This window comes from Dactylosporangium siamense (assembly GCF_016862795.1).
In the GTDB taxonomy this organism is placed as follows: Bacteria; Actinomycetota; Actinomycetes; order Mycobacteriales; family Micromonosporaceae; genus Dactylosporangium; species Dactylosporangium siamense.
On record NZ_BONQ01000025.1, the window covers coordinates 24,054 to 47,437 of the forward strand.

Here is a 23,384-nt window from a genome sequence, read left to right on the forward strand (position 1 = left end):
CCGCACCGGCGCAGCACCCCGTCAAGGCAACCGATCGCGGCATGCCGTCTACCTCGTGTGCAATCGGAAAAGTGCCTGAAACTTTCGTCGCGAACTCCCTGCCGACCAGCGTTTTCATGGTCGGTGGGGCGACGATCGGCACCCGCGGCGACCGCTCCCGGCCGGCCGGAATGCGGATGATTCACCCGGGTATTCGCATTGCTCGACCCGTGCCGGGAATCGCTATGTGGCAGCGCGTTCCGCGCAGGTGAAACACGCGGACCGGCGCTCCACCGAGAACAGGTGACGGACGACGGTGACCTGCTTCGCGGGGATGCCGCACAGCGTCACGTCGCCGTCGATCGCATGTTCCGTATCGTCGGCGGACGCGTTCGGGGCGGGCGTGAGGCCGGCGGGGAAGGAGGCCTCCGCAACGGGGTGAAGCGGCCGCGCGGCGATCACCGGACGCGAGTGCTGCGGCATGATCACGACGAACCGTCGCGCCGCCGTGACCACCTCCGCCGCGCCGAACGGGCCCTCGGTCCGCAGCACCTCGTCGGCCTGCCGGGCGCCCTCCATCGCCCCGTGCAGCCGGAGCGATGACCGGACGTCCCCGGCGGACGCCCCGCGGAGCCACGGGTGGACCGGTGCGCCCTGCTCGAGCGCCTCGACCAGCGGGCCGCGCAGGCGGTCGACGCGGGCCGCCCGGCCGGGATTGGATCTCGAGGTGGGGCCGACGCGGGTCGTACCGTCGGACCGTGACCCTCATCGCGCACATCAGCGACACGCACCTCGACGAGGACGACGGCGGCCGCAGCGTCGAGCGGGTCGAGCGCGTCATCCGGTACCTGCGGGGCCTGCGCCGCCCCGTCGACGCGGTGCTGGTCACCGGTGACATCGCCGACCACGGTCTGGCGCCGGAGTACTCGGCCGCGCGGGTGTTGCGGGGGCTGGGCGTGCCACTGCTGCAGTTGCCGGGCAATCACGACCAGCGTCCGGCGTTCCGGCAGACCCTCCTCGACATGCCCCCGCATCCCGGGCCGGTGGACCAGGTGGCGCGCGTCGGCGACCTGGTCTTCGCGTTGTGTGACTCGTCGATCCCCGGCCGCGACGACGGATGGTTGGCGGACGAGACCCTCGCCTGGCTGGACACGGTCCTGGCGGAGGGCGCCCCGTCGCTCGTGTGCTTCCACCATCCACCGGTGACGATCGGGCATCCGGTCGCGGACCGGATGCGCCAGTTCGGGGAGGAGCGCCTGGCGGCCGTGCTCGCCCGCCACCCGAACGTCGTCGCGCTGCTGTGCGGGCACATCCACAGCGCGACGGTCAGCGCCTTCGCGGGGGTGCCGCTGCTGGCCGCGCCGGCGGTCGCCTCCACGCTGGTCCTGCCATGGGAGGGCGACGGCGGCCTGGACCGCGTCGCGCCGCCGGCGCTGGCCTTCCACCTGTACGAGGACGGCCGCCTCACCACCCACTACCGCCTCTGCCCCTGAGGTTTTTGTCGTACCCGGGTGAGAGGCTGTGCGCATGGCTGTCACGCACACGATCTACGACGAGGACTGGACCGACCACCACGCGGTCGGCCTGGAGCATTCCGGGGTGGCGTTCGTCGACGTCGACATGTGCGAGGCCACCAACGAGCGGTCCGTGTTCACCGAGTGCACGTTCACCAACGTGCGGTTCAACTGCTCCACGCAGACCGACGTCGCGTTCCTCAACTGCAAGTTCGTCGGCTGCAACTTCTTCGACGCGACGTTCACCCGCTGCAAGCTCGTCGGCAGCGCGTTCGACCGGTGCACCTTCGAGCTGCTGAAGGTCGACCAGGGCGACTGGTCCTTCGTCGCGATGCCCGGCGCCAAGCTCGGCAGCGCCGAGTTCACCGGCGTGCGGATGCGCGAGGCGGACCTGAGCGGCGCCCGCTGCGAGGGCGGCTCCTTCCGCGACGTCGACCTGTCCGGCGCGGCGCTGCAGAAGGCCGACCTCACCCGGTGCGACTTACGCGGCAGCGACCTGTCCGGCCTCGACCCGCAGGCCACGGAGCTGCGCCAGGCCATCATCACCGCCGACCAGGCGACGACGATCGCGATCGCGCTGGGCCTGGACGTGCGGGTGGCCTGATCCGCCCGGTCCGGACGCTGTCGGGACGTCGTTCGGTCCTCTTCGTCGGACCTTTCCCCTGCGAGCGCTGTCGCGGGCCGGTCGTGCGAACCACCAGCACGCGACCGTGATCACCGGGAAGATCCACTCCGCGGGCCGGATCGGTCATCCGGCGCCGCGCTGCTGGGCCTGGAGGTCGCACGGGTGGTCATTTCGTCCCTTTTGTCGAACTTGTGGTCGACGTGAGTGCCGTCGCGTGAGGTCCGCTCACGCGTCGCCGGCACGGGGGCGAGGCGAGTTCGGTGAGGCGTGCAACCGCGACGACCGTGGCATGCGTTGAAGTCGCGACATGCAGGGAGAGGGAGACGTGGATGCGGGCAGACGCCCAGCGTGAGTACGTCGAGTACGTGACCGGCGCCATGCCGTCGCTGCGCAGACTGGCGTACATCCTGTGCGGGGACGAGCACCGTGCCGATGATCTCGTGCAGCAGGCGATCACCAAGTTGTACGTGAGCTGGCAGCGGATCCGCGACGTCGAGCACCTGGACCAGTACGTGCGCACGATGGTGGTCCGGGGGTTCATCGACGAGCGGCGGCGCTCGTGGTTCCGGGTGGGGCTGATGGCCGCGCCGCCGGACCCGCCGCAGCCGGGAGAGCCGACCGCGGACGTCGAGGAGGCCATCGTCCTGCGGGCCGCCCTCGCCAAGGTGCCGCGGCGGCAGCAGGCGGTGCTCGTGCTGCGGTTCCTGTGCGACCTGCCGGTGGACGAGGTCGCCACGATGCTCGACTGCTCGCCCGGGACGGTGAAGAGCCAGACCGCGCGCGGGCTGGCAACCCTGCGCCGGCACGTCGAAGCGACCGATCTGGCCGAAACACGGAAGGGAAGATGACTGTGGAATCAGACGAGCAGGACGGCGCGACGCTGCTGCGGCCACTCGCCGGCGGGCACCCGCACGGGAGGTCCACCGTGGACATCGCGAGGGCGATCGCGGACGGTGACCGGCACCACCGGCGGGTGCGGCTGGTCGGGTCCGCGGGGGCGGGCGCCACGGTCGTGCTGGTGGTCGTCGCCGGTTGGACCGTCGCCGCGAACAGCCCGCAGAAGCCGGCACCGGCGGCCACCAAGGGCAGCACGAGTCCCAGCACCGGTCCCACCGTCGCCGCGGTGGGCTGCACGGTGCAGCAGCTCGCCACGCCGGAAGGGGAGGGGGTGCGGGCGGTCATCGGCGGGGGAGACCCCACCGGGAAGTACCTCGTCGGGCGGACGTATCCGGGCGGGCGGCCGTCGACGGTCGTGTGGGAGAACCTACGGCCGCGCAAGGTGCCGATGCAGGGGGAGGACCCGTCGCTGACCGGCGCCACGTCGACGGGGGTGTTCATCGGCTCCAGCTACACCGGCGCCGACACGCTGACAGCGTGGGTGTACAAGGACGGCAGGTTCCTCAAGCTCGCCGGTAGCGGTGCCATCGCGTCGGCGATCAACGAGCGGGAGGTCATCGTCGGGTCGGTGCAGGGCCGGCCGGCGATGTGGGCGTCGCCGACGGCGCAGCCGACGATGCTGCCGATGCCCGCCGGGAAGGGCTGGACCGGTGGCGCGAGCGGCGTCGACGACGACGGGACCATCGTCGGCACCCTGGAGAACAGCGAGGTCAAGGGGGGACAGGCGTACGTGTGGCGGCCCGACGGCACCGTGACGAAGCTGGCGCAGCCGATGGTGCGGGGCAAGCCCGCGATGGACTACCGCGCGCGTACGGTCCGGGGTGGCTGGGCGGTCGGCTGGGCGTCGTACGACGAGCCCGACCGCGGCCCCAGGTGGCTCGCCGCGCCGCGGTGGAACCTGCGCACCGGCGCGGTCGACTCGACCGACGGCGTCTTCACCACGATCAACGCCCAGGGGCGCATCGCCGGGCAGCTCGCCGTCATCGCGCCCGACCGCACGACGGTGGCACTGCCGCTGCCCAGCGGGTTCGACGCGAAGAGCGCGATGGTGATGACCGAGGCGATCAGCGACGACGGGACCGTCGTGGCCGGATACCTCAACGACCGCAACGGCTCACTGGACGCCCAGCCGATCGCGGTCGTGTGGAAATGCGGGAGTTGACCTGGAGCGCGCTCCAGCTGGCAGCGTGACGTCCATGACGGAAACGAGGAAACTGGGCCGCAGCGGCATCGAGGTCAGCGCACTGGGGATCGGCTGCTGGGCGATCGGCGGGCCGTTCTGGGCCGGGGACCAGCCGCTCGGCTGGGGTGAGGTCGACGACGACGAGTCGATCCGCGCGATCCGCAGGGCGCTCGACCTCGGCGTCACGTTCTTCGACACCGCCAACGTCTACGGGGCCGGGCACAGCGAGAAGGTCCTCGCCCGGGCGCTCGGGGACCGGCGGGCCGAGGCGGTCATCGCGACGAAGTTCGGCGGCACGTTCGACGAGCAGACCCGCCAGGTCGGACCCGACGACGGCACGCCCGAGGGGATGGGGCGGGCCGTCCGGGAGTCGCTGCGGCGGCTCGGCACGGACTACATCGACCTGTACCAGCTGCACATCAACGGCCTGCCCATCCCGCAGGCGCTCGACCTGATCCCCGCGCTGGAGGACCTGGTCGCGCAGGGGCTGATCCGCGCGTACGGCTGGAGCACCGACTTCCCGGAGCGGGCGACCGCGTTCGCCGAGGCCGGCGTGCACTGCGCCACCATCCAGGCGGACCTGTCGGTGCTGCGGGGCTCGTTCGGGGTCATCCCCGTCGCCGACGAGCACGACCTGGGCGTCATCATCCGGGGGCCCCTGGCCATGGGGCTGCTCGGCGGCAGGTACACCGCCGAGTCGAAGCTGCCGCAGGACGACGTGCGGGGGCTCAGCCCGGAGTGGATGACGTACTTCACCGACGGGCGGCCGACGGCGGAGTTCCTGAACCGGATCGACGCGGTCCGGGACGTGCTGACCTCCGGCGGGCGCACCCTCGCCCAGGGCGCGCTTGCCTGGCTGTGGGCGTACAACGGCCGGACCGTGCCGATCCCCGGCTGCCGCACCGTCGCGCAGGTCGAGGAGAACGCCGGCGCGCTCGCCCACGGCCCGCTGAGCGGGTCCGAGCTGGCCGACGTCGAAAAACTTCTGGGCCGGTAGGCCGGGAGAAGGAACCAACACGGCCACCTGTGCGCCTGCACCATGTGACCGTGGTGACTGACGAAACCGTGCCGGGAGGCCTCGACCATGAGGCCTTCCGGTCGGTGTACGCCGCCCACTACCCGACGCTCGTCCGGCTGGCGTATCTGACGACGGGCAGCCTCGCCGCGGCGGAGGACGTCGCGCAGGAGGCGTTCATCGAGTGGTTCCGCCGGGGCGACCAGGTGCGGGAGCCGCTGCCGTTCCTGCGCCGGGCGGTGGTGTCGCGGTGCACGTCCTGGGTGCGGCGCCGCCGGCTCGAACGCCGCCACGCCACCGAGGTCACCGAGCCGGTCCGGCGGCCGGACGGCGACACCGAGGCCGTGCGGGCCGCGCTGCACAAACTGTCCCACCGGCAGCGCGCGGCGGTCTTCATGCGCTTCTACCTCGACCTGCCGGAGGCGCAGATCGCCGCGGCGCTCGGCTGCCGACCCGGCACGGTCAAATCGCTGCTGCACCGGGCCCTCGCCGCGATCAAGGAGGACCTCGATGACGCATGACCCGCACGCCCGCATCGGCGCGGCCGTCAGGTCCCTCGCCGACGGGGTCCACGTCGCCACCCCCGACCCCGCGATCCTCCTTGCCAGAGCGGCCCGTCCCGCGCGGGCCGGCCGGTGGCGACCGTTGCTCAGTGCCGCCGGTGTTCTCGGTGTACTGGTGGCAGCGGCCCTCGCCCCAGGGCTGCTGGCGCAGCCGGGGGCGCCCACCGACGGGACGGTGCTGCCGGCCCGCCTCGCGGACCTGTCGCTGCTGACCGCCCCCGTGTCCGAGGCGCCCGCCGGCCCGGCCGTCCTCACCTACGTGCACGGCAGCGCCGGCCCGCGCTGGCTGCACACCACGCAGACCGTCGTCGTCGGGGTCGACGGGCACACGTACCGGCGACTCGACGAGGCCGAGCGGCGCGGCGGCCCGGCCGAGCCCGGCACCTGGCAGGACGCCCCGGCGCTGCTGGCACCCGACGGCACCCGGGTCGCGGTCGGCAGCGTCAGCGCCGCCCGGGACCTGGCCGTCGTGGACCTGCGCACCGGCCGGACCCGGACGCACCCGACCACGTCGACCGGCATCGTCAGGCCGCTCGCCTGGTCGCCGGACGGAACCCGGCTGGTGTACACCACCGGCGACACGGACACCGCCCTCCTCGACCTCACCACCGGCACCTCGACCACCCTCGGGCGGCCGGCACTGGCCGCCGCCTTCGCCCCCGACGGCCGGCGCGTCGCCGTGCAGGGCCTCCCCGAGACGGAGGTGGAGCCGCAGCGGACGGTCCGCGTCGTCGACCTCGACGGCGGTGACCCGGTCGAGTTCGCCGCGGCCGGGTTCGGGGTGCTCGTCGCCGGGCCCAACGCCTGGTCGCCGGACGGCCGGTGGCTGGCCCTGGCCGACAACGCCGGCGCCGGCAAGCTGGAGTGCCGGCTCACGTTCCTGCCGACCGACCCGGCGGACCGCACCCCGCCGCCGGCGCCGGTCGCCACCGCGCAGGAGATCGCGCTGGTCGGCTGGGCGGCCCCGGACCGCCCGCTGATCACCCAGGGCGGCGCGACCGGTCACCGCACCATCGTCGAGGCCTTCGACCTGCGCCGGCTGTCCACCGTCGACGGTTCAAGCAGCACGTACGACCTGCAGGCCGCCGCCGGCCTCCTCCCCGGCGCGCGCGTCGCCCCGGCGGGCGCCGCCGAACGCGGCCCTTGGCCGGTGTGGTTACGCCTCGCCGCCGCCGCGGGCGTCCTCACCGTGGCCGGCCTGGTGTGGCTGCTGTGGTCCCGCCGGAGTCGACAGACCCGTTTCTGACATTGGAGGTGCCGGTCCGGCCCAGGAGCGATCCCAGCCTTGGCGGGGTCCGGTGGTCTTTCGCCGAGGCCCGTTGCGGCCTGGTCAAGGACATGCACCGGCAGCCACGGACCGCAACCAGCAGGGCCGGCAGGTGGAAGACCCGGCCCGGGGTCGCACCCCCGGGCCGGGAAACCTTCTACTGGATGACCTCGCAGCCCTTGGGGGGCTCGATGCCGACGACCAGGTCGACCCCCGAGCCGCGCAGCACCAGTGTCTTCGCCGCGGGGTTCTGCTTGATGACCCGGCCGAGGTTCACGCAGTCCTCGACACCGGAGCTGCCGGGTCCGGCTCGCAGGCCGGACTTGAGCAGGTCAGCCTTCGCGTCGGCGAGGGGTTCGCCCACGACGTCGGGGACGAGCACGTACAGTCCCGGCGGGGCCGGGTCGGTGGAGCCGGCGTGCGCGGCCGGCGCGGTGACCAGTGCCGCCGCGGTGACGACCAGCGCGAACAGCCCCGCGCGCAGTGGGGTACGCATCGTTGTGCCTCCTCGTGTCTGTGTGGATGCCACGAGTGTGGGCAGCGCCACTGACGCGGGCCTGATGTGCGGCTGACGAACGGTCACATCCGGGGGCCGGGCCGGGTCACGCTGGTGACGACGCACCGGAGGAAGCGAACATGACCGACGACGAGTGGCTGGCACGACGGTTCGAGGAGCATCGCGGGCGGTTGCGGGCGGTGGCGTACCGGATGCTCGGCTCCCTCAGTGAGGCCGACGACGCCGTGCAGGAGGCGTGGCTGCGGCTGAGCCGGCACGCCGGGCGGGACGACGAGGCCGGCGCGATCGACAACCTGGGTGCCTGGCTGACCACGGTCGTCGGGCGGATCTCGCTCAACCTGCTGCGGTCCCGGGCGACCCGGCGGGAGGAGCCGTTCGACGTGCACGTGCCCGACCCGGTCGTCAGCCCGGCGGCCGGCGGCGACCCTGAGCAGGAGGCCCTCGTGGCCGACGCGGTGGGCCTCGCGCTGCTGGTGGTGCTGGACACCCTCGATCCGGCGGAACGGCTCGCGTTCGTGCTGCACGACATGTTCGCGTTGCCGTTCGACGAGATCGCACCGATCGTCAACCGGACCCCGGCCGCGGCGCGGCAGCTCGCCAGCCGGGCCCGCCGCCGGGTGCAGGGGTCCGCCGCGGTGCCCGACGCCGACCTGCCCCGGCAGCGGGAGGTCGTGGCGGCGTTCATGGCCGCGTCGCGATCCGGGGACTTCGACGCGCTGGTCGCGGTCCTCGACCCGGACGTGGTGCTGCGCGCCGACCACGGCGACCAGGTGCCAGCGGCGGCCAGGCGCCTGCGCGGGGCCGAAGTGGTCGCCCGGCAGGCGCTGATGTTCTCCCGGTTCTCGGAGTTCTCCCGACCGGCCCTGGTCAACGGCGCGGCCGGGCTGGTCACGTCCCCGGAGGGCCGGATCCTGTCGGTCATGGGCTTCACGATCCGGGGCGGCCGGATCACCGAGATCGACATCGTCGCCGACCCGGTGCGGCTGGCCGCGCTGGACATCACGCCGTGAGCCGCGGTGCCGCGGTCGTCAGAACGAACTGTCGCACAGGTTGACGGTGCGGTCCGGGTTGACGTCGTCGACGGTGACCGTCCAGGTGCGGCCGTCGGTCGCGACGAGGGAAAGGTGGGTGGCGTCGGTGAACCGGACCGACGCCAGCAGGACCGCCGGCACGTCCTCGTGCCCCGATCCACCGGTGGACTTGCTGATGGTGTTGCTGCCGGAGGCGCACACGACGTCGGTCTGGCCCTCGCGGCCGAGCCAGCCGGTGGTGCGCAGCCGGTAGTGCCGGGCGTCGGCGTAGTGCAGGACCAGCTCGAGGTCGCCGCCGGGTGCGGTCGCCACGAGAGACGGGTCGGTGTGGACGACGTCGCGGTCGACCTTGGCGACGATGTTCGCGGCCCCGCCGACGCAGCCGGTGAAGAGCAGCACGATCGTGCTGAGCGCCGCGGCGGCCTTGGCGGCCGTGCGGTTGCGCAGCCCGAGGAGCGCGGCGGCGGCCAGCCCGGCGAAGGCCGCCGCGACCGTCGGGGTCCACCGGGAGGGAAGTTCCATCGGGATGAACCCCACGAACCGCCACGACGTGTACCTGACGACCGACAGCCCCACAATGACGATCACGAGCGTCGCGACGCTGAGCACGACCAGGGCGAGCGCGGCCCGCCGCCGCAGCGGCCCGGGCGACGAGGCATCCGGCGCCGGCGCCCAGCGGTCGAGGTCGTCGTCGGTCGGGGTCTCCTGAGCCGGATGGATCGTCATCGCTCGTCACCAGTCCAGGACTCGAAGTCGGGACCGCGCGCCGGGGAGCTGACCTGACGCCCCCCGGCGCGCCGTCATGCCCCGCTATCGTCCAGCGTCAGCCGGTCGGTGACAAGACCCGGTCGCCTTCCACAGCGGGCTTCCGGGCGCGGAACGCGAGCAGCAGCAGTACACCACCGGCAAGCGCTACGACAGCACCGGTGGTGGCCGTGATGTGCATCGCGGTCATGAATGCCTGGTCCGCCGCGGTGGCCAGGTCGGGTCGGTGGAGCTGCTCCGCGACCGCCCGGGTGTGTTCCGCCGAAGGGGCGGCGGCGTCGTGGGCCGCCGGCGGCAGCCCGGCGAGGGCCGGCGCGATCCGGTCCCGATACGTGGCGGTCAGGATCGTGCCGAGCAGCGCGATGCCCAGGACGCTGCCGACCTGCCGGACGGTGTTGTTGACGGCGGAGCCGGCGCCCATCCGGTCCAGCGGCAGCACCGCGATGACCGCGGCGACCGTCGGGGCGATCACCATGCCCATCGCGATCCCGCTGACGAACCCGACGGTGCAGAACCACAGCAGCGGTGTGTCGAGGCCGAACGTGAGGTTGGCCAGGAACCCGGCGGCGACGACCAGCAGCGCGCCGCCGCTGACCGGGCCGACCCCGTGGCGTTTCGCCAGCCGCGCGCCGAGGCCGGAGCCGACCGCGACCCCGATCGCGCCCGGCAGGAACGCCAGGCCGGTGTCCAGCGCCGACATGCCGCGGGCGCCCTGCAGGTAGAAGTTGCCGTAGAACATCTGCCCGGTGATGCCGAAGAACAGCGCGGCCAGGGCGAGGTTGCCGGCGCTGAAGCGGCGGTTGCGGAACAGCCGCGGGTCGAACGACGGCTCGGCCGAGCGCCACTCCACGACCGTGAACAGCGTGAGGACCGCGAGGCCGCCGAGCACCGGCGCCCACACCTGCCAGCGGGTCCAATCGGTGTTCTGGCCGGCCTCGATCAGGCCGTACGCCAGCAGCGCCAGACCGCCGGTCGACAGCAGCAGGCCGAGGGGGTCGGGACGGCGCCGCTGCACGAGTTTCGGGTTGGGCACCACCAGCAGGACGCCCACCAGGGCGATCGCGACGACAGGGAGGTTGACGAGGAACACCGAGCCCCACCAGAAGTGGTCGACCAGGACCCCGCCGAGCAGGGGGCCGAGCGCGACGCCGACGCCGCTGGACGCGGACCAGGCCGCGATCGCGCCGGCCCGCCGCTCGGCCGGGAACGTCGCGCCGATGATCGCCATCGAGGTCGGCATCATCATCGCGCCGCCGAGGCCCATCAGGCCGCGGGCCAGGATCAGGCCGGTGGCGCCGCCGGCCCAGGCGGCCCAGATCGAGGCGGCGCCGAAGACCGTGAGGCCGGCGACGAGGATCGTGCGGTGCCCGTAGCGGTCGCCGAGCGCGCCGGCGGCGAACAGCGCGGTGGCGAACAGCAGGGCGTAGGACCCGACGGCCCACTGCAGCTCGCCGGGGGTCGCGCCGAGACCGGTCCGCGGGTCGGCGATGCGCTCCAGGGCGATGCCGAGGATGGTCGTGTCGATCCAGATCAGCACCGCGGCGAAGACGAGCACCGACAGCACGCGGCGTTGCTGGGGTAGGTTTATTGACAGGTCCCTGACGGTCATGACTTCACTCTGGCAAGAACGTCAGGTACCTGTCAACTGTCGCACGGCGCACAATGGTCCGGTGAGTACCGAAGAAGCCTGCTCCACGTTCCTCGTCCGGCACGCGTGGCTGAGCCTGCGTGGTGTGGTCGCCGAGGCGCTCGTCGAGCACGACCTCTCGGTGGCGCAGTTCGCCTCCCTGCTCCTGCTGCGGGAGTCGCCGGGCATGTCGGTGGCCGACGTCGCCCGCAAGGTCTCCACCGCCCGCCAGTCGGCCAACGAGATGCTGGGTGGCCTGGAGCGGGCCGGCCTGGTCGAGCGCCGCCAGCACCCCACCGACCGCCGCTCCCAGCAGATCTTCCTGACCCCGACGGGGTCGGCGCGGCTCGAGGCCGCCCTGCCGACCGTCCAGGCCGTCGAGGACCGCCTCTCCGCCGGGTTCACCGAATCGGACCTGGCGGTCGTTTCCGCCTGGTTGCACCGCATGGCGGGCGCCTCAGCCGGGATCAATGAGGAGATTTCGACCCTCTGATCTGGACATTTTGTGCTCCAGGTCACACCATGGAGGGACTGGCGTACTCGCGGCGGAGGTGCGTCCCATGGAACTGCTCGGTGGCATTCAACGGGTGGAGCACGCGATACAGACGCCGGCCGGAGACCCGGCCTGGCGACCGGCGGTCACGCAGGCCGTCGCCCAACTCAAGGCGGCCTTCGCCGCCCACGTCCGGGAGACCGAAGGTCCGTCCGGGCTCTACGCAGGCGTTCTCGGTGACGCGCCCCGGCTCGCGCAGGGGCTCTACGGGCTCGTCGGCGACCACGAGACCGTCTGGGAGGCCCTCGACAAGCTCGAGGGGCACCTCGAACTCGAAGGGCACCCGGTGGTCTGCCAGGACGCCGTCCGCCTGATCCATGAGGTGTGGCAGCACCGGCAGCGCGGCGCCGACCTGCTCTACGAGGCGTACGACACCGACCTCGGCGGCGAAACCTGACGGTCTCCTTACAGGCCCGCCGCGGATTCGGCTGCGCCTGAAGCGGCGCTCTACGCTCGGACGATGGGGCAGCGTGTACTGGTCGTCGACGACGACCCGACCGTCAGCGACGTCGTGCGGCGATACCTGGAGCGGGAGGGCTTCACGGTCGAGCTCGCCGGCGACGGGCAGCAGGCGCTGGACGCGTACGACGCCGAACGCCCGGATCTCGTCGTCCTCGACCTCATGCTGCCCGGCATCGACGGGCTGGAGGTCTGCCGCCGGCTGCGGGTCCAGGACCGCACCCTGCCGGTCATCATGCTCACCGCGCTCGGCGAGGAGTCCGACCGGGTCCTCGGCCTGGAGCTCGGCGCCGACGACTACATCACCAAGCCGTTCTCGCCCCGCGAGCTGGTGCTGCGCGTGCAGTCCGTGCTGCGCCGGGCCGTTCCGCCCATGTCGGAGGACGTCTTCGTCGACGGTGACCTGCGGGTCGACGCCGCCCGGCGCACCGTCATGCTGCGCGACCGCGAGCTGGCCCTCACCGTCCGCGAGTTCGACCTGCTGGCGTTCCTGATGCGCAACCCCGGCCGGGTGCTGCGCCGCGCCGAGCTGCTCCAGCAGGTCTGGGGCTGGACCTTCGGCGACCAGTCGACCGTCACCGTCCACATGCGACGCCTCCGGGAGAAGGTCGAGGACGACCCGGCCCAGCCCCGCCGCATCCTCACCGTGTGGGGCGTCGGCTACCGGTACGAATATGCGTGACGTCCTCCTCACCTTCCTGATGGCCCTCGGCGGGTCGCTCACCGTCGCCGTCGCCGGGCTGCTGGTCCTGCGCGGGCCGCTGCGGGGCCGCTCGGTGACCGCGCACATCGTGGTCCTGCTGCTCGTCACCGTCGTCAGCGTGCTCGCCGGCATCGTCGGCGCCTCGCTGGAGATGTTCATCTCCGATCACGACCTCCACGTGCTGCTCATCGTCGTCGGCACCGCCGCCACCGTCAGCCTCGCCGCGGGGCTGTGGGCCGGGCGGCGCCTGGCCAGGGCGAGCATGTGGGCCACCGAGGCGCGCGAGCGCGAGCGGGAGGCCGAGGCCCGGCGCCGGGAGCTCGTCGCCTGGGTCTCCCACGACCTGCGCACGCCTCTGGCCGGGCTGCGGGCCATGACCGAGGCCCTCGAGGACGGCGTCGTCGCCGACCCCGCGACGGTCGCCGACTACCACCACCGCATCAGCGCCGAGACCGAGCGGATGGCGGCCCTCGTCGACGACCTCTTCGAGCTGTCCCGCATCAACGCCGGCGCGCTGCGCCTCACCCTGTCCGACGTCCCCCTCGGCGACGTGGTCTCCGACGCGATCGCCTCCGCGACGCCCCTCGCCGAGGCCGCCGGGATCTCGCTCGTGGCCGGCTCCGACGGGTGGCCGACCGTCCGGGGCTCCGTCCCGGAGCTCTCCCGCGTCGTCAACAACCTCGTCCGCAACGCGATCCGCTACACCCCGCCGGACGGCACCATCGTCATCACCGGCGGGCAGGACGCCACTGGTGGCTGGCTCGCCGTCAGCGACACCTGCGGCGGCATCCCCGAGGCGGACCTGCCCAGGGTGTTCGACGTCGCGTTCCGCGGCACGCCCGCCCGCACCCCGGCCCGCGACGCCGGCGGCGGGCTCGGGCTCGCCATCGTCCGCGGGCTCGTCGAGGCGCACCACGGGGAGGTCGCGGTCGACAACGTCAACAGCGGTTGCCGCTTCGTCGTGCACCTGCCGGCTGTCGCCTAGGCCGGCTGTCGCCCTGGGGCGGCTGTCGCCGTGCGGCGCTTCAGGTCGGCGCTGGGGCGGCTTCAGGCCGGCCCTGGGGCGGTTTTAGAGCGGTTTTAGACCGGCATGCCGTCCAGTGCGTGCTGGCAGGGATCGTCGGGGTGCTCCGGCAGCGCCGGGATCACGTCCAGCAGCACCGACCGCAGCCGCTCGGTGTTTGCCGCGAACGCGGCGAACACCTCGTCCATCGTCACCCCATGATCACCCTCGACCCCCGCGTCGAGGTCCGTGACCAACGCGATCGACGTGTAACACAGCGCCAGCTCCCGGGCCAGGACCGCCTCGGGGTGCCCGGTCATGTTCACGACAGCACCGCCCATCGCCGTGAACCACCGCGACTCGGCCCGCGACGAGAACCGCGGCCCCTCGACGACCACCATCGTGCCGTCGTGCGTCTCGATCCCGTGCTCAGCCGCAACCTTCGTGACCGCGGCCCGCCCCGTCGCGCAATACGGATCGGCGAAGTTCACGTGCACCGCGCCCGTGTCGTAGAACGTCTGGATCCGTCCCGACGTCCGGTCGATCAGCTGATCCGGCACCACGAACGTGCCCGGCCCCAGCTCAGGCCGCAACCCACCGACCGCGCACGGCGCCAGGACCTGCCGCACCCCGATCTCCCGCAACGCCCAGAGATTCGCGCGGTAGGGAATCCGGTGCGGCGGAAACCGGTGGTCCTTGCCGTGCCGCGGCAGAAACGCTGTGCGCCGCCCACCGACCGTAGCCACGGTCACCGGGTCGGACGGCGCGCCGAACGGCGTGTCGAGCACATGTTCCTCGGCGTCTTCCAGCAGCGAATACAGCCCGGAACCACCGATGACGGCAACGTCGGCGAGTGAGGTCACGCAACAGACCCTAACCGCGAGCGGCGGGTCAGGCTAATGTGCGAGACATGACGCTCGCACCCCGCCTCGCGACTCTCGCGGTTCTCGACGTCGGCTGGTGGGGCTGATGTCCTCATACGGGGATCTTGGCGGGGGCTCATCCGGAGGTCCTGACCCAGTCGGTGGGATATTCGGGGCACCGACCGGTCGGGGATCACCACGGCCGGGTAGCTCCAGCACCGGCCGCGGCACGTCGAAACAGCGTCGAGGGAGGGCGATGGAGTCGTTGACCGGCCGGCTGCTGGTGGCGACGCCCGCGCTCCGCGACCCCAACTTCGAACGCACCGTCGTCCTCGTCGTCGCCCACGAGGAAGGCGGCGCCCTCGGCGTGGTGCTCAACCGCGCCACCGAGGTCCAGGTCGCCGACGTCCTCGGCGGCTGGGGCGCCCTGGCCGGCGAGCCTCCCGTGGTCTTCGAAGGCGGCCCCGTCCAGCCCGAGGCCGCGATCTGCCTCGCCCGCACCCGCCCCGGCGTCGAAGACCTCGCCGGCTTCAACCGCGTCTCCGGCGCCGTCGGCACCGTCGACCTCTCCGGCGACCCCGACCTCCTCGTCGCCGGCGTCGTCGGCGTCCGGGTCTTCGCCGGCTACGCGGGCTGGTCCCCGGGCCAGCTCGAGCGCGAGATCGAAAGCGGCTCCTGGTTCGTCTTCGACGCCCTGCCCAGCGACGCCTTCGCCCCCCGCCCGGACGACCTCTGGCAGATGGTCCTGCGCCGCCAGGGCGGCCTCATGGCAGCGGTGGCCCACTACCCGGCGGACCCGACGCAGAACTAGATACCCGCTGTGAGACCACCCGCGAGGTTGTGTACTATTCCGTGAGTGCCCGCGAGACCGGGGCACGCAGATGGGGACGTGGCGCAGCTGGTAGCGCACCACACTGGCAGTGTGGGGGTCAGGGGTTCGAGTCCCCTCGTCTCCACTCCATCAATCGGCGGACCCTGCTCACGGCGGGTCCGCCGTTTCGCGTCCGGTGATGTCGTCATTCCCCGCGCACGGCTTCGCCGCGCTCCCCGGTGGGGGAGCTTCGCTCCACCCACACCCCCTCAAAACCGTTCCGGGGTGCTCCTTTGTTCGAGCGGTTTTGGTGTTTCGTTTTCGCGTTGGTACGGCATGTGCTGGGCCCGATTTGAGTCGGGGGATCTCTTGCGGCTTGTTTCTGCCTCAAGCGGGGTGGGCCACGGCTTGGGGTTTGAAACGGCCTGGCTGTTCCGGGCGTCATTGATCGCTGGTTGCAGCGAGCTTGCTGAGCCTGCGGTCGATGCGTAGCCGGGTAACCGTTGTGGCCTTACGTCTTGCCTCGGACTTGGTTGCGCGGAGCGGGCGTCATGGGCGCGGACCTATGCGCCTGGTGGTCTTACTGTCCGGCGTTGAGGCTGGCCAACCCCGTCCTGTATTACAGGCAATACAGTTGACGGGCGTGAGCGACATTTAGTGGTGGATGCCGCAGCCCGACGAGCGCCCGCAGGCGGACCTCGGCTGTGGGCTCACGGTGGCGGACGTCGCCGAGGCGCTGGAGCAGCCTGCCGCATTGCAGTTCCAGCAGCGCAGTGAGTTGCAGCGCGCCTATATCGCTCCCGCCGCAGACGGGCAGCTCGTGTCGATCCTGTTGTTCCGCAATGAAGACTCGTTCGTCTGGCGGGTACGGGCTGCACGCTTGGCCAGCGCGGTTGAGACGGAAATTTGGAGCAGGAGGGACGACTGAGATGACGCAGGTTCCAGACTTCAAGGCGATGACGCAGGACGAACTGGCGGCGTGGTTCATGAACAATGACGCGAGCGCCCTGTTCGCATCGGGTGAACGCACGCACGACACGGCGGTGCAGGTCGACACCGAGGGTCAGCCGGTGAACCAACTCGTCTCGCTGAGGATTCCGAGCGACGTCGTGGCGCGGATCGACGCGGTGGCCGGCCGGGACCGGGAGGGCCGCTCAGGGATTATCCGCCAGGCCCTCTCGGAGTGGCTGGAGCGGCACGGTGGAGCGGATCAGGGAGCCGCCTGAGAGCCAGCCATGGCCGGTCGACCATGGGGAACGGCGGAGAATGGCGGTCGGTCGAGTCTGTCTGGCCAGGTCAGAATCGTTGCAGGTCAGGCGCCATCATGAGCCCGGTCCTGACAGTGTGGGGTTCGAGTTCCCTCGTCTCCACCACGGGGATGCGACCTGGGGAAACGTGAAACCGATTGGGCAGTGCCCGAACCGCCCTGGCGAATATCTGCCGTGACCTGGGCGAACGTGCGTGTCCGCGGTTGAGTGGCCATGCCAATGCGGTGACGGCGGAGTGTTCTCGACGGCAGGTTGATCGGCCGGACCGGCCACGGCGGATAGGACGGCGCCGAACCGTTGCACGGCTCACGGCAGCGAAGCGACCGATACCAGCAACCGGTCACTCCAAGATCACGTGCGCGCACATCAAGCAGTTCAGGATTCCGCCGGCCCTCGTCCGGACGGTGACGTACTGCAACTGGTCGCGGCTGGCCGCTGCGCACGGTCGGCGGCATGTCCGGGCACACGATCAAGCGCGACCGGACGTTGGCGGCGTTGTTCGGGTCGAACGCGAGACACAGGGAATCCGCGACGGCGTGCAACCCCGCGCGGGGGCGGCGCGGTCGTACGGCTGACACCCCCGGCCGCTGGAGGTCCGCTTGTCCAGATCCGACGACGAGTTCCACGCGTTCGTCGCCGAACGCCTTGATCGATGGCGTAGAAGCGCCTATCTGTTGTGCGGCGACTGGCACCTCGCCGACGACCTCGTCTCGCAGGCATTGGTCAAACTGCACCGGAGCTGGTCGAAGGCGCGCAGCGCCGACAACGTCGACGCGTACGCGCAGAAGGTGCTGACCCGGTGCTGGCTGACCGAGCGGCGGCGCCGCTGGCGCCACCTGGAACAGACGCACTCCGACCCGCCGCCCCCGTCGTACCTGCCCGACGACCGGGTGGTCGACCGGCTTCCGCTGGCCGACCTGCTCCGTTCGCTCGGGCCACGCCAGCGCGCAGTACTGATCCTGCGCTTCTACCTCGACCACTCGGTCGAGGAGACCGCCGAGATCCTCGGCGTGTCCCCCGGGACCATCAAGAGCCAGTCGGCACGCGCCCTGCAGCAACTCCGCATCGGAACGCCCCGATGACCCACCCAATGGAAGGAACGTTGATGCAGCAGTTGTTCGACGAAGTGATCGGCACGCCGCCGCCCACGGCCATCGACTCGCGGGCGATCGTACGCCGCGATCGCCGGGTGCGCGCCACGCTGTGGAGCGCGCTCGGCACCACCGCGATTGCGGCCGGGCTCGCGGTGGTCGTACTCGCCACGGGCACCGGGCCTGCCGGCACGCCACCCGTGGGCGCGCCACCGGCCGACGCCTCGGTCCTCCCGGACAACCGCCTCCAACTGAGGTCGGCGACGCGTGAGGAGGCACAGGTCAGTGCCGGCCAGCTCAAGGCCGCGCTCGACGCGGCCGTACGGGCGGCGGTGCCGTCGGCACAATGGGACCCGAAGGGCTTCGACATCACCGTCATCGACGACGTGTCGCCGTTGGGATGGATAGGACCGGCCGAGGTCACGAACGGCGGAGCGAGGGGCAGTGTCAACGTCATGCTGCACGGCTTCTCCGCGTCCATGACGATCGATCCGCTGACCTGCGCGACGCTTGCGGCCGTTCCCGACAAGAAGGCAGACGGGCAGCGAGGTGACAACCCAGCCTCGGCTCCGCCGTGCGTCGACGCGAAAACGGCGTCCGGCAAGCCGGTAGTCACGTACACGGTGAACAGCAAGGATGTGAAAAGGTTCGAGGTCCGGATCGGGCTCGCAGACAACCGGGTCATGACCGTCACAAGCGGCGGTGACGACAAGACGCCCGCCCTGACCCTCGACCAACTCGTCCGGATCGCACAGGAGGCGACCGACCGCATCAAGTGATCAACGCGAGGGGACGAGTTGCGCGCCGGCCATCGCGCGCAACTCGTCCCTGAAGGTGCCGAAGCTGTCGCGAGCCCCGAAATCCGAACTCACGGATCTTCAGAATGCCGACGTACGCGCAACCTGGTCGCCGGGATCGTAGATGTCACCGTGTCCGGTCAGCACGCCGGCGATCGGCTGCCCGTCTGAGCGACGCAGCTGGTACTCGTACTTCTGCCCTCCGTCCGTAACATGCTCCGCGGTTCCCGGCCTTGGGGTCAGGCGGCTTCGGTGGTGTCGGGGTGGCGGGCCAGCCATTCGGCGACGGCGGTCCTGATGATGCCGGAGCGGCCCTCGCGGTCGCGGCCGGCGGCGGCGTCGAGGGCGTCGACCATGGCGGCGGGCATCTTGAGCGAGACCATCCTGCCGACCGGGGCGCCTGGCTCAGCTGACTGCACGAACTGGCCTTCGACCGGCCGGCCGGTGCCGACGAGGCCGCTCATGTCGTTGCCGGCGAACCACTCGGCGACCTGGTCGTCCGTCATGCTGTTCAGGTCAGGCTGTTCCATCACGCTGCTCCCGTCTGCTTGGCCCATTGGTCGATCTCGTCCGGCGTCGCCAACCGTGCGAAGCGGATCCGCCACACGAACGAGCCGTCGTCGCGGATCAGCAGGACGCGAATGAGCCGCGACATTCCCTGGCTCGGCGCGGTCACGGCCAGGCGCAACTCGCTGAGTTCGACCCGGTGCTGCTCGCCGTCGGCCCGCACCAGTGCCTCGGCCAGGTCGGCAGTGGTCAGGCCGTCCCGCAGGTCGGCCTCGGGCCGCTCGCTCGCCGTCGGCATGCGCCAGACGACCTCGCTCACGTATGAAGGGTAATACGCTTCATACGTGGAGGGCAGGCATGTACATCCCGAGGCCCCGGGATCGGCGTAAGAGGCGCGTCACCCGCCTCGCCGTTGCGGTCGTCCTCACCGTGGCGGGTCTTGGCTCCGGCTGGCTCGCTGTCGACGAGGCGCGGGGCGGTGTGGTCGACGCCGAGGTGGTCGGCATCAGCTACAACGGCGCTGGCCGGCGGGTGTACGACGTCCGGTTTGCGGTGGCCGGCCGGGTCTGCTCGGCGCGGGTGGACTCCGGCTCCAATCCGAAGCCGCGTGACGTGCGCATCGGTGGGACCTCGCGGCTTCGGTACTCGGCGTCGGACCCATGTCAGAAGGTGCGGGAGACGATCGCCGCCGGGCCCGGCCCGATACCCTTCATCGCCGCGGTCGTCGCGCTCGGTTTCTGGGTGGGCGTGTGGCGTCTCCGGCCGAGCCGATCCACCGCTGGACGATCCGACTGACGTGGCCGGGGTTTACCGGCGGCGGGATCTCCGGTGGCTGCCGAGGGCGTCGGTGAGCTTGTGGTGCTCGACCGGTTCCTCCTCGTCGGCTTCGGTCGGCCAGACCTGGATCAGGTGGTGCTCGATGGGTGTCTCCGGCGTCAGGTCGTATGCGGCGTCGCGGCCCCGGGCGTGCAGCCGGATGCGGTAGCCGCCCGGCCCCTGCCAGGACAGGAGCGGGTAGGAGATCTTCCGGTCGACGGTCTCGACGATGCGCAGGATGCCGTCGTGCGCCCAGAGGGTGAAGTCGACGACCTCGTCCCAGTCGTCGGTCCTGAGCGGGGGTGCCGCCTCGTGCAGCTCCAACGTCAGGCCGACGGGTCCGGTGCCCGTGCCGGTGATGACCGCCGCGGCGCCCGGGAACAGGTCGACGATGCCGCTGGAGTGGTCGGGGTGCAGCGGGGAGGGGACATCCTCGGCGATCCAGTAGCGGCTGTCACTGGTGTGCACGGGGCTGCTGATCACCATCGCCGGTCGGGTCATGCCGTTGCCTCCTGAGCTCAAGGGCGTCGGAGAGGAGGCTACGGCCGGAGCGCGACCGCGGCAGTTCGGCGACCGCGTATTGCACGCCCTCGCGGCCCTGGCCGGAGCCTTTGGCGCCGCCGTGCGGCAGGTGGTCGGTCCGAAACGACGGCGCCCACGTCGAGGAGCACCGTGGGCGTCATGAGGCGGTCCTCGACGGGCGGGTCCGCATTGTCGACATCAAATCCGTGGCCAGGTGCGGTGCATCGCTGGAGGGCACGCTGTTCGGCACCTGCTGGGCGGCCCGGACGCCGGGAAATGGTTCCGGGTCGATCCCGTGACGGGGAAGCAGCGCCTCAGGCGCCGGTCAGCGCCAGATCCGTGCCGGTCCGGATACCCGGCCCCGCCAGGGTCGAAAGGTTCCCGGCGGCGTCCGCGTGCACGACGCGGGTGCTGGCGTGGTAGCGGATGTTGAGGTTCTCCGCGAAGTGGCGCCCGTTGAGCAGGCCGCCGGCGGCCATGACGGTGCCGACGTCCAGCGCCCAGTAGCGGTGGCCCTGGTGCCCGTCGCGGTAGTGCACGGCGATCTCGCCGGACAGGTAGGCGTCGTAGACGACCCGGACGCCGAGGTTCATGCTCAGCGCCACCAGCTCGTCGCCGGTGTCTCCCGGCGGCAGGTCGACGCCGGCGGACTCGGAAAGGCCGGCGCCCCAGTCGTGGGTGTAGTCCAGGGCGGCGCCGCCGGCCGGGAACGTGATCGAGTAGCGGACCGGTTCGGTGGGGCTGACGCCGGCCGCGGGGGACCACAGGTGGGTCGCCGTGCACGTGAGGCGGGCGCCGGTGCCGGTCAGCGGGAGGCTGACCGGCATGGAGCCGACGCCGGTGACGGAGGCGCTCTGCACGACCAGGGTCGTGGTGACCGGGGACCAGTCGTGCGAGCGGTGCAGGAACCCGTCGAGCTGCGCGAGGTCCGGCGGCGCACCGAGGCAGGCCGCCACGGCCGCGGTGAGGGCGTCGCCGGACAGCCCGAACAGGTCGGTCTCGTCGTCGGTGACGGGATGGTGGTCGGCGCCGGTCGCGTTGATGCTGGACGAGGCATAACAGAGCCCCGCGATGATCGACAGCTCGATGCCCATGACCGCCCCCTGGTTGTAACGCCTCAGTTACGAAGCGTCCCATCCGTTACGGCAGGGCCGGCCTGGAACGCTGAAACCGCACCGAAGAAGCCGGGGCAGCCGGGGCGGCGGTGCGCACCTGCAGGATCGCGCTGAAGGTCTCGTCGTCGAGGCTGCGCTTCGAGGACGCGGCCAGGTCCGCCGCGGCGGCGGTCTCCCGCTCGAGGGTGGAGGCCTGCTGGTAGGCGCGGAACAGCCGGTCCCGGATGATCCGGCGCAGCCGCAGCTGCTGGGCGAACGGGTGCTCGGCGGGGTCCCAGCCGTTGCGGTGCATGAGGGCGTCGGCGAGGTTCGCCGCGGAGATCTCGCCGACCTGGTGGGCGGCGTTGACCATCCGCACCAGGTGCTGCCGGCGGCCGGCCGGGTCGTCCTCGGTGAGCGGGAACGCCTGCGCCCGCTCCAGCCGGTGGACCGCCCGCTCGGCCTCCTCGTAGGCCCGCCACGCGGCCTCCTGCGTGCGCTGCGCGGCCTCCCACTCCTCGCGCCGGCGGCCCGCCATCACGGACGTCCGCGAAGCGGCGACGGCCACCTCGTCGCTGTACCGCTGCAGCTCCTGAAGCTCGGCGGTGCGCCGTTCGATCGCGAGCTGGCGCTCCCGGGCGGCCTCCGGGTCGCGGACGGCCTTGCGCAGCCTGGCCCACCACGAGGGGCCGGCCGCGGCGCCCTGTCGTTTGGACAGGAACGTGAGGATGGTGAACGTGATGACGACTGCGGCGAGCAGCGCGGCCCAGATGGCCAGCGCCTCACGCATCCCGTGCGCGAGGTCTTGCAGAGCGGCGTCCATGAATGCACCTCGAGGGGGGATCGAGCGGCGAGAGGGGGAGTGCGTCTCAGGCCGAGGTGCGGGGCGGGGCGCGTCCGGCGACCGCGCCCACGGTGACACCGTCAAGAACAACTGCAAAAGCGGCAATGGTACGACCAGCAGGACCGACGGCCTGCGGATATACCGGGCCGGACCGGAGCGACGCCGGGACGCCCGCGGAGGGGCGGCGAACGGCCGACGGCGCCGCACTCACCGCCGTGACGACCGACGCGGCGACAGGCGGCACCGGACGGTCCACTGTGGACGGTGGCAGGGCCGGGGTGAAGCCGGCGCCGAGGATCAGCGCGCAGAGGGCGAGCGCGAGTCGTCGCACGCCACGCCGCAGACGGCTGGCGGGCGCAACGACGTACATGAGTCAAACATGCCCCTTCCGGGTGAAGGTCGCAACACGGGGGAGGTGCCGGGTGACCTGTCACACGTGAGAGCGAAGCTGGTCAACGCGGTAGCCTGGCCGCCGTGGATCTGACCGTCATCCTCGGGCCGATGAAGAGTGGCAAGTCCCTCGAGCTGGTGAGCCTGCTGTCGCCGCTGCAGTTCACCGACGTGCGGCACCGGGTGTTCCAGAGCGCCCGGCACGTGCGTGACGCGGGGGTCGTCTCGCGCAGCGGTGCCGCGCTCGCGACCGTGAAGGCCAGCTCGCTCGCCTCGGCGCTGGACGACGACGTGGACGTGGTCGGCATCGACGAGGTGCACATGTTCGCGATGTCCGACATGGCGGTCGTGCGGACGCTGCTGGAGCGCGGCACCAGGGTCGTCGCCGCCGGCATCGACCTGGACCACCGCGGTGAGCTGTTCGCGCCGGTGCGGGCGTTGCTGGAGCTGGGCCCCGCGTCGGTGACCTACCGCCGCGCGGTGTGCGACGTGTGCCGTGGGTTCAGCGCCGTCTACACGCAGGTGCTCGAGCACGGCGAGCCGATGCTGCGCGAGCTGGCGCCGTCGACCGCGCTGCCCGACGACGGCACGTACACCTATGAGGCCCGCTGCCGCACCTGCGTGGTGCTGCCCGCGACGACGCGAGTGCCCCGCCAGCTCGCCTCATGACCTCTCCTGCC

30 protein-coding genes and 1 tRNA gene are annotated in these 23,384 nt (G+C 71.7%); 20 read left to right on the top strand and 11 right to left on the bottom strand.

Going from position 1 to position 23,384, the window contains the following annotated elements; all coding sequences use genetic code 11:
• Window positions 1-222: 222 nt before the first annotated feature.
• Entirely contained in the window at window positions 223-558 is a 336-nt protein-coding gene (locus tag Dsi01nite_RS08045) for a hypothetical protein (protein ID WP_203845412.1), read from the bottom strand.
• Between the two features lie 179 nt (window positions 559-737).
• Here Dsi01nite_RS08045 and Dsi01nite_RS08050 point away from each other — a divergent pair, with 179 nt between their 5' ends.
• From Dsi01nite_RS08050 to Dsi01nite_RS08080, 7 genes are all read left to right on the top strand, one after another.
• Window positions 738-1,472: a metallophosphoesterase gene (locus Dsi01nite_RS08050; protein ID WP_203845413.1), complete on the top strand. Its 735-nt coding sequence runs from the start codon at window positions 738-740 to the stop codon at window positions 1,470-1,472.
• Window positions 1,473-1,506: 34 nt separating this feature from the next.
• Entirely contained in the window at window positions 1,507-2,097 is a 591-nt protein-coding gene (locus Dsi01nite_RS08055; RefSeq protein ID WP_203845414.1) for a pentapeptide repeat-containing protein, read from the top strand.
• A gap of 350 nt (window positions 2,098-2,447) precedes the next feature.
• Window positions 2,448-2,966, top strand: coding sequence for a SigE family RNA polymerase sigma factor (locus Dsi01nite_RS08060; RefSeq protein WP_203845415.1), 519 nt, complete (start codon window positions 2,448-2,450; stop codon window positions 2,964-2,966).
• Window positions 2,963-4,177 carry a hypothetical protein gene (locus Dsi01nite_RS08065; protein ID WP_203845416.1) on the top strand — a complete coding sequence of 405 codons (1,215 nt, stop codon included), beginning with the start codon at window positions 2,963-2,965 and terminating at the stop codon, window positions 4,175-4,177. The genes Dsi01nite_RS08060 and Dsi01nite_RS08065 overlap by 4 nt, the downstream gene beginning before the upstream one ends.
• Before the next feature lie 34 nt (window positions 4,178-4,211).
• Window positions 4,212-5,195 carry an aldo/keto reductase gene (locus Dsi01nite_RS08070; RefSeq protein WP_203845417.1) on the top strand — a complete coding sequence of 328 codons (984 nt, stop codon included), beginning with the start codon at window positions 4,212-4,214 and terminating at the stop codon, window positions 5,193-5,195.
• 50 nt (window positions 5,196-5,245) lie between these two features.
• Window positions 5,246-5,734: an RNA polymerase sigma factor gene (locus Dsi01nite_RS08075; RefSeq protein ID WP_239135766.1), complete on the top strand. Its 489-nt coding sequence runs from the start codon at window positions 5,246-5,248 to the stop codon at window positions 5,732-5,734.
• The gene (locus Dsi01nite_RS08080; RefSeq protein WP_203845418.1) at window positions 5,724-7,022 is read left to right on the top strand and encodes a TolB family protein; all 1,299 of its coding nucleotides are present in this window, start codon (window positions 5,724-5,726) and stop codon (window positions 7,020-7,022) included. Before Dsi01nite_RS08075 ends, Dsi01nite_RS08080 begins: the two co-directional genes overlap by 11 nt.
• A 178-nt stretch (window positions 7,023-7,200) precedes the next feature.
• Here Dsi01nite_RS08080 and Dsi01nite_RS08085 read toward each other — a convergent pair whose 3' ends face one another.
• A complete protein-coding gene (locus Dsi01nite_RS08085) occupies window positions 7,201-7,539 on the bottom strand; it encodes a PASTA domain-containing protein (protein WP_203845419.1) in 339 nt (112 codons plus the stop codon).
• 140 nt (window positions 7,540-7,679) lie between these two features.
• Between Dsi01nite_RS08085 and Dsi01nite_RS08090 the strand changes: the two genes are divergently transcribed.
• On the top strand, window positions 7,680-8,570 hold the full coding sequence (locus Dsi01nite_RS08090; protein WP_203845420.1) for a sigma-70 family RNA polymerase sigma factor: 891 nt from the start codon (window positions 7,680-7,682) through the stop codon (window positions 8,568-8,570).
• 18 nt (window positions 8,571-8,588) lie between these two features.
• Here the strand turns inward: Dsi01nite_RS08090 and Dsi01nite_RS08095 are convergent, their stop codons facing one another.
• Both Dsi01nite_RS08095 and Dsi01nite_RS08100 read right to left on the bottom strand, forming a co-directional pair.
• Window positions 8,589-9,317 (bottom strand): hypothetical protein, encoded by a 729-nt coding sequence (locus Dsi01nite_RS08095; protein WP_203845421.1) that lies wholly within the window; start codon window positions 9,315-9,317, stop codon window positions 8,589-8,591.
• Window positions 9,318-9,414: 97 nt separating this feature from the next.
• Window positions 9,415-10,965 (bottom strand): MFS transporter, encoded by a 1,551-nt coding sequence (locus Dsi01nite_RS08100; protein WP_239135767.1) that lies wholly within the window; start codon window positions 10,963-10,965, stop codon window positions 9,415-9,417.
• Window positions 10,966-11,026: 61 nt separating this feature from the next.
• On the opposite strand from Dsi01nite_RS08100, the gene Dsi01nite_RS08105 reads away from it, so the two are divergent.
• From Dsi01nite_RS08105 to Dsi01nite_RS08120, 4 genes are all read left to right on the top strand, one after another.
• Window positions 11,027-11,476, top strand: coding sequence for a MarR family winged helix-turn-helix transcriptional regulator (locus Dsi01nite_RS08105; protein WP_203845422.1), 450 nt, complete (start codon window positions 11,027-11,029; stop codon window positions 11,474-11,476).
• 67 nt (window positions 11,477-11,543) lie between these two features.
• Window positions 11,544-11,933, top strand: coding sequence for a hypothetical protein (locus tag Dsi01nite_RS08110; protein ID WP_203845423.1), 390 nt, complete (start codon window positions 11,544-11,546; stop codon window positions 11,931-11,933).
• A gap of 63 nt (window positions 11,934-11,996) precedes the next feature.
• Window positions 11,997-12,677, top strand: coding sequence for a response regulator transcription factor (locus Dsi01nite_RS08115; protein WP_203845424.1), 681 nt, complete (start codon window positions 11,997-11,999; stop codon window positions 12,675-12,677).
• Window positions 12,670-13,683 (top strand): sensor histidine kinase, encoded by a 1,014-nt coding sequence (locus Dsi01nite_RS08120; protein ID WP_203845425.1) that lies wholly within the window; start codon window positions 12,670-12,672, stop codon window positions 13,681-13,683. Before Dsi01nite_RS08115 ends, Dsi01nite_RS08120 begins: the two co-directional genes overlap by 8 nt.
• 95 nt (window positions 13,684-13,778) lie before the next feature.
• Here the strand turns inward: Dsi01nite_RS08120 and Dsi01nite_RS08125 are convergent, their stop codons facing one another.
• Window positions 13,779-14,564, bottom strand: coding sequence for an S-methyl-5'-thioadenosine phosphorylase (locus tag Dsi01nite_RS08125; RefSeq protein ID WP_203845426.1), 786 nt, complete (start codon window positions 14,562-14,564; stop codon window positions 13,779-13,781).
• A gap of 256 nt (window positions 14,565-14,820) precedes the next feature.
• Here Dsi01nite_RS08125 and Dsi01nite_RS08130 point away from each other — a divergent pair, with 256 nt between their 5' ends.
• From Dsi01nite_RS08130 to Dsi01nite_RS08155, 6 genes are all read left to right on the top strand, one after another.
• The gene (locus tag Dsi01nite_RS08130) at window positions 14,821-15,375 is read left to right on the top strand and encodes a YqgE/AlgH family protein (RefSeq protein ID WP_033367449.1); all 555 of its coding nucleotides are present in this window, start codon (window positions 14,821-14,823) and stop codon (window positions 15,373-15,375) included.
• Window positions 15,376-15,447: 72 nt separating this feature from the next.
• A tRNA-Ala gene (locus Dsi01nite_RS08135) sits at window positions 15,448-15,520 on the top strand.
• 519 nt (window positions 15,521-16,039) lie between these two features.
• Window positions 16,040-16,303, top strand: a complete 264-nt coding sequence (locus Dsi01nite_RS08140; RefSeq protein WP_203845427.1) for a hypothetical protein — start codon at window positions 16,040-16,042, stop codon at window positions 16,301-16,303.
• Between the two features lies 1 nt (window position 16,304).
• Window positions 16,305-16,601 (top strand): ribbon-helix-helix domain-containing protein, encoded by a 297-nt coding sequence (locus Dsi01nite_RS08145; RefSeq protein WP_203845428.1) that lies wholly within the window; start codon window positions 16,305-16,307, stop codon window positions 16,599-16,601.
• A 641-nt stretch (window positions 16,602-17,242) separates the two neighbouring features.
• Window positions 17,243-17,725 (top strand): SigE family RNA polymerase sigma factor, encoded by a 483-nt coding sequence (locus Dsi01nite_RS08150; RefSeq protein WP_203845429.1) that lies wholly within the window; start codon window positions 17,243-17,245, stop codon window positions 17,723-17,725.
• Window positions 17,726-17,748: 23 nt separating this feature from the next.
• Window positions 17,749-18,513, top strand: a complete 765-nt coding sequence (locus Dsi01nite_RS08155) for a hypothetical protein (RefSeq protein ID WP_203845430.1) — start codon at window positions 17,749-17,751, stop codon at window positions 18,511-18,513.
• Between the two features lie 257 nt (window positions 18,514-18,770).
• Here Dsi01nite_RS08155 and Dsi01nite_RS08160 read toward each other — a convergent pair whose 3' ends face one another.
• Entirely contained in the window at window positions 18,771-19,061 is a 291-nt protein-coding gene (locus tag Dsi01nite_RS08160; protein WP_203845431.1) for a ribbon-helix-helix protein, CopG family, read from the bottom strand.
• Complete coding sequence (locus Dsi01nite_RS08165) at window positions 19,061-19,357, bottom strand: hypothetical protein (RefSeq protein ID WP_203845432.1); 297 nt, start codon at window positions 19,355-19,357, stop codon at window positions 19,061-19,063. The genes Dsi01nite_RS08160 and Dsi01nite_RS08165 overlap by 1 nt, the downstream gene beginning before the upstream one ends.
• A 161-nt stretch (window positions 19,358-19,518) precedes the next feature.
• Between Dsi01nite_RS08165 and Dsi01nite_RS08170 the strand changes: the two genes are divergently transcribed.
• Window positions 19,519-19,833, top strand: a complete 315-nt coding sequence (locus Dsi01nite_RS08170) for a hypothetical protein (RefSeq protein ID WP_203845433.1) — start codon at window positions 19,519-19,521, stop codon at window positions 19,831-19,833.
• 12 nt (window positions 19,834-19,845) lie between these two features.
• Here the strand turns inward: Dsi01nite_RS08170 and Dsi01nite_RS08175 are convergent, their stop codons facing one another.
• From Dsi01nite_RS08175 to Dsi01nite_RS08190, 4 genes are all read right to left on the bottom strand, one after another.
• Window positions 19,846-20,355 (bottom strand): hypothetical protein, encoded by a 510-nt coding sequence (locus Dsi01nite_RS08175; protein ID WP_203845434.1) that lies wholly within the window; start codon window positions 20,353-20,355, stop codon window positions 19,846-19,848.
• A 335-nt stretch (window positions 20,356-20,690) separates the two neighbouring features.
• On the bottom strand, window positions 20,691-21,470 hold the full coding sequence (locus Dsi01nite_RS08180) for a hypothetical protein (protein WP_203845435.1): 780 nt from the start codon (window positions 21,468-21,470) through the stop codon (window positions 20,691-20,693).
• Between the two features lie 46 nt (window positions 21,471-21,516).
• A complete protein-coding gene (locus Dsi01nite_RS08185) occupies window positions 21,517-22,293 on the bottom strand; it encodes a hypothetical protein (protein ID WP_203845436.1) in 777 nt (258 codons plus the stop codon).
• A 46-nt stretch (window positions 22,294-22,339) separates the two neighbouring features.
• Window positions 22,340-22,684, bottom strand: a complete 345-nt coding sequence (locus Dsi01nite_RS08190; RefSeq protein ID WP_203845437.1) for a hypothetical protein — start codon at window positions 22,682-22,684, stop codon at window positions 22,340-22,342.
• A gap of 104 nt (window positions 22,685-22,788) precedes the next feature.
• On the opposite strand from Dsi01nite_RS08190, the gene Dsi01nite_RS08195 reads away from it, so the two are divergent.
• A complete protein-coding gene (locus tag Dsi01nite_RS08195) occupies window positions 22,789-23,373 on the top strand; it encodes a thymidine kinase (RefSeq protein ID WP_203845438.1) in 585 nt (194 codons plus the stop codon).
• The last annotated feature ends 11 nt before the right edge of the window (window positions 23,374-23,384 follow it).

Coding starts and splice junctions, on each gene's coding strand:
- Dsi01nite_RS08085 (WP_203845419.1), bottom strand. CDS start 7,539: ATGCGTACCCCACTGCGCGCGGGGCTGTTCGCGCTGGTCGTCACCGCG.
- Dsi01nite_RS08100 (WP_239135767.1), bottom strand. CDS start 10,965: ATGACCGTCAGGGACCTGTCAATAAACCTACCCCAGCAACGCCGCGTG.
- Dsi01nite_RS08185 (WP_203845436.1), bottom strand. CDS start 22,293: ATGGACGCCGCTCTGCAAGACCTCGCGCACGGGATGCGTGAGGCGCTG.
- Dsi01nite_RS08160 (WP_203845431.1), bottom strand. CDS start 19,061: ATGGAACAGCCTGACCTGAACAGCATGACGGACGACCAGGTCGCCGAG.
- Dsi01nite_RS08080 (WP_203845418.1), top strand. CDS start 5,724: ATGACGCATGACCCGCACGCCCGCATCGGCGCGGCCGTCAGGTCCCTC.
- Dsi01nite_RS08090 (WP_203845420.1), top strand. CDS start 7,680: ATGACCGACGACGAGTGGCTGGCACGACGGTTCGAGGAGCATCGCGGG.
- Dsi01nite_RS08060 (WP_203845415.1), top strand. CDS start 2,448: ATGCGGGCAGACGCCCAGCGTGAGTACGTCGAGTACGTGACCGGCGCC.
- Dsi01nite_RS08055 (WP_203845414.1), top strand. CDS start 1,507: ATGGCTGTCACGCACACGATCTACGACGAGGACTGGACCGACCACCAC.
- Dsi01nite_RS08155 (WP_203845430.1), top strand. CDS start 17,749: ATGCAGCAGTTGTTCGACGAAGTGATCGGCACGCCGCCGCCCACGGCC.
- Dsi01nite_RS08180 (WP_203845435.1), bottom strand. CDS start 21,470: ATGGGCATCGAGCTGTCGATCATCGCGGGGCTCTGTTATGCCTCGTCC.
- Dsi01nite_RS08110 (WP_203845423.1), top strand. CDS start 11,544: ATGGAACTGCTCGGTGGCATTCAACGGGTGGAGCACGCGATACAGACG.
- Dsi01nite_RS08120 (WP_203845425.1), top strand. CDS start 12,670: ATGCGTGACGTCCTCCTCACCTTCCTGATGGCCCTCGGCGGGTCGCTC.
- Dsi01nite_RS08145 (WP_203845428.1), top strand. CDS start 16,305: ATGACGCAGGTTCCAGACTTCAAGGCGATGACGCAGGACGAACTGGCG.
- Dsi01nite_RS08065 (WP_203845416.1), top strand. CDS start 2,963: ATGACTGTGGAATCAGACGAGCAGGACGGCGCGACGCTGCTGCGGCCA.
- Dsi01nite_RS08175 (WP_203845434.1), bottom strand. CDS start 20,355: ATGACCCGACCGGCGATGGTGATCAGCAGCCCCGTGCACACCAGTGAC.
- Dsi01nite_RS08070 (WP_203845417.1), top strand. CDS start 4,212: ATGACGGAAACGAGGAAACTGGGCCGCAGCGGCATCGAGGTCAGCGCA.
- Dsi01nite_RS08190 (WP_203845437.1), bottom strand. CDS start 22,684: ATGTACGTCGTTGCGCCCGCCAGCCGTCTGCGGCGTGGCGTGCGACGA.
- Dsi01nite_RS08095 (WP_203845421.1), bottom strand. CDS start 9,317: ATGACGATCCATCCGGCTCAGGAGACCCCGACCGACGACGACCTCGAC.
- Dsi01nite_RS08045 (WP_203845412.1), bottom strand. CDS start 558: ATGGAGGGCGCCCGGCAGGCCGACGAGGTGCTGCGGACCGAGGGCCCG.
- Dsi01nite_RS08130 (WP_033367449.1), top strand. CDS start 14,821: ATGGAGTCGTTGACCGGCCGGCTGCTGGTGGCGACGCCCGCGCTCCGC.
- Dsi01nite_RS08140 (WP_203845427.1), top strand. CDS start 16,040: ATGCCGCAGCCCGACGAGCGCCCGCAGGCGGACCTCGGCTGTGGGCTC.
- Dsi01nite_RS08115 (WP_203845424.1), top strand. CDS start 11,997: ATGGGGCAGCGTGTACTGGTCGTCGACGACGACCCGACCGTCAGCGAC.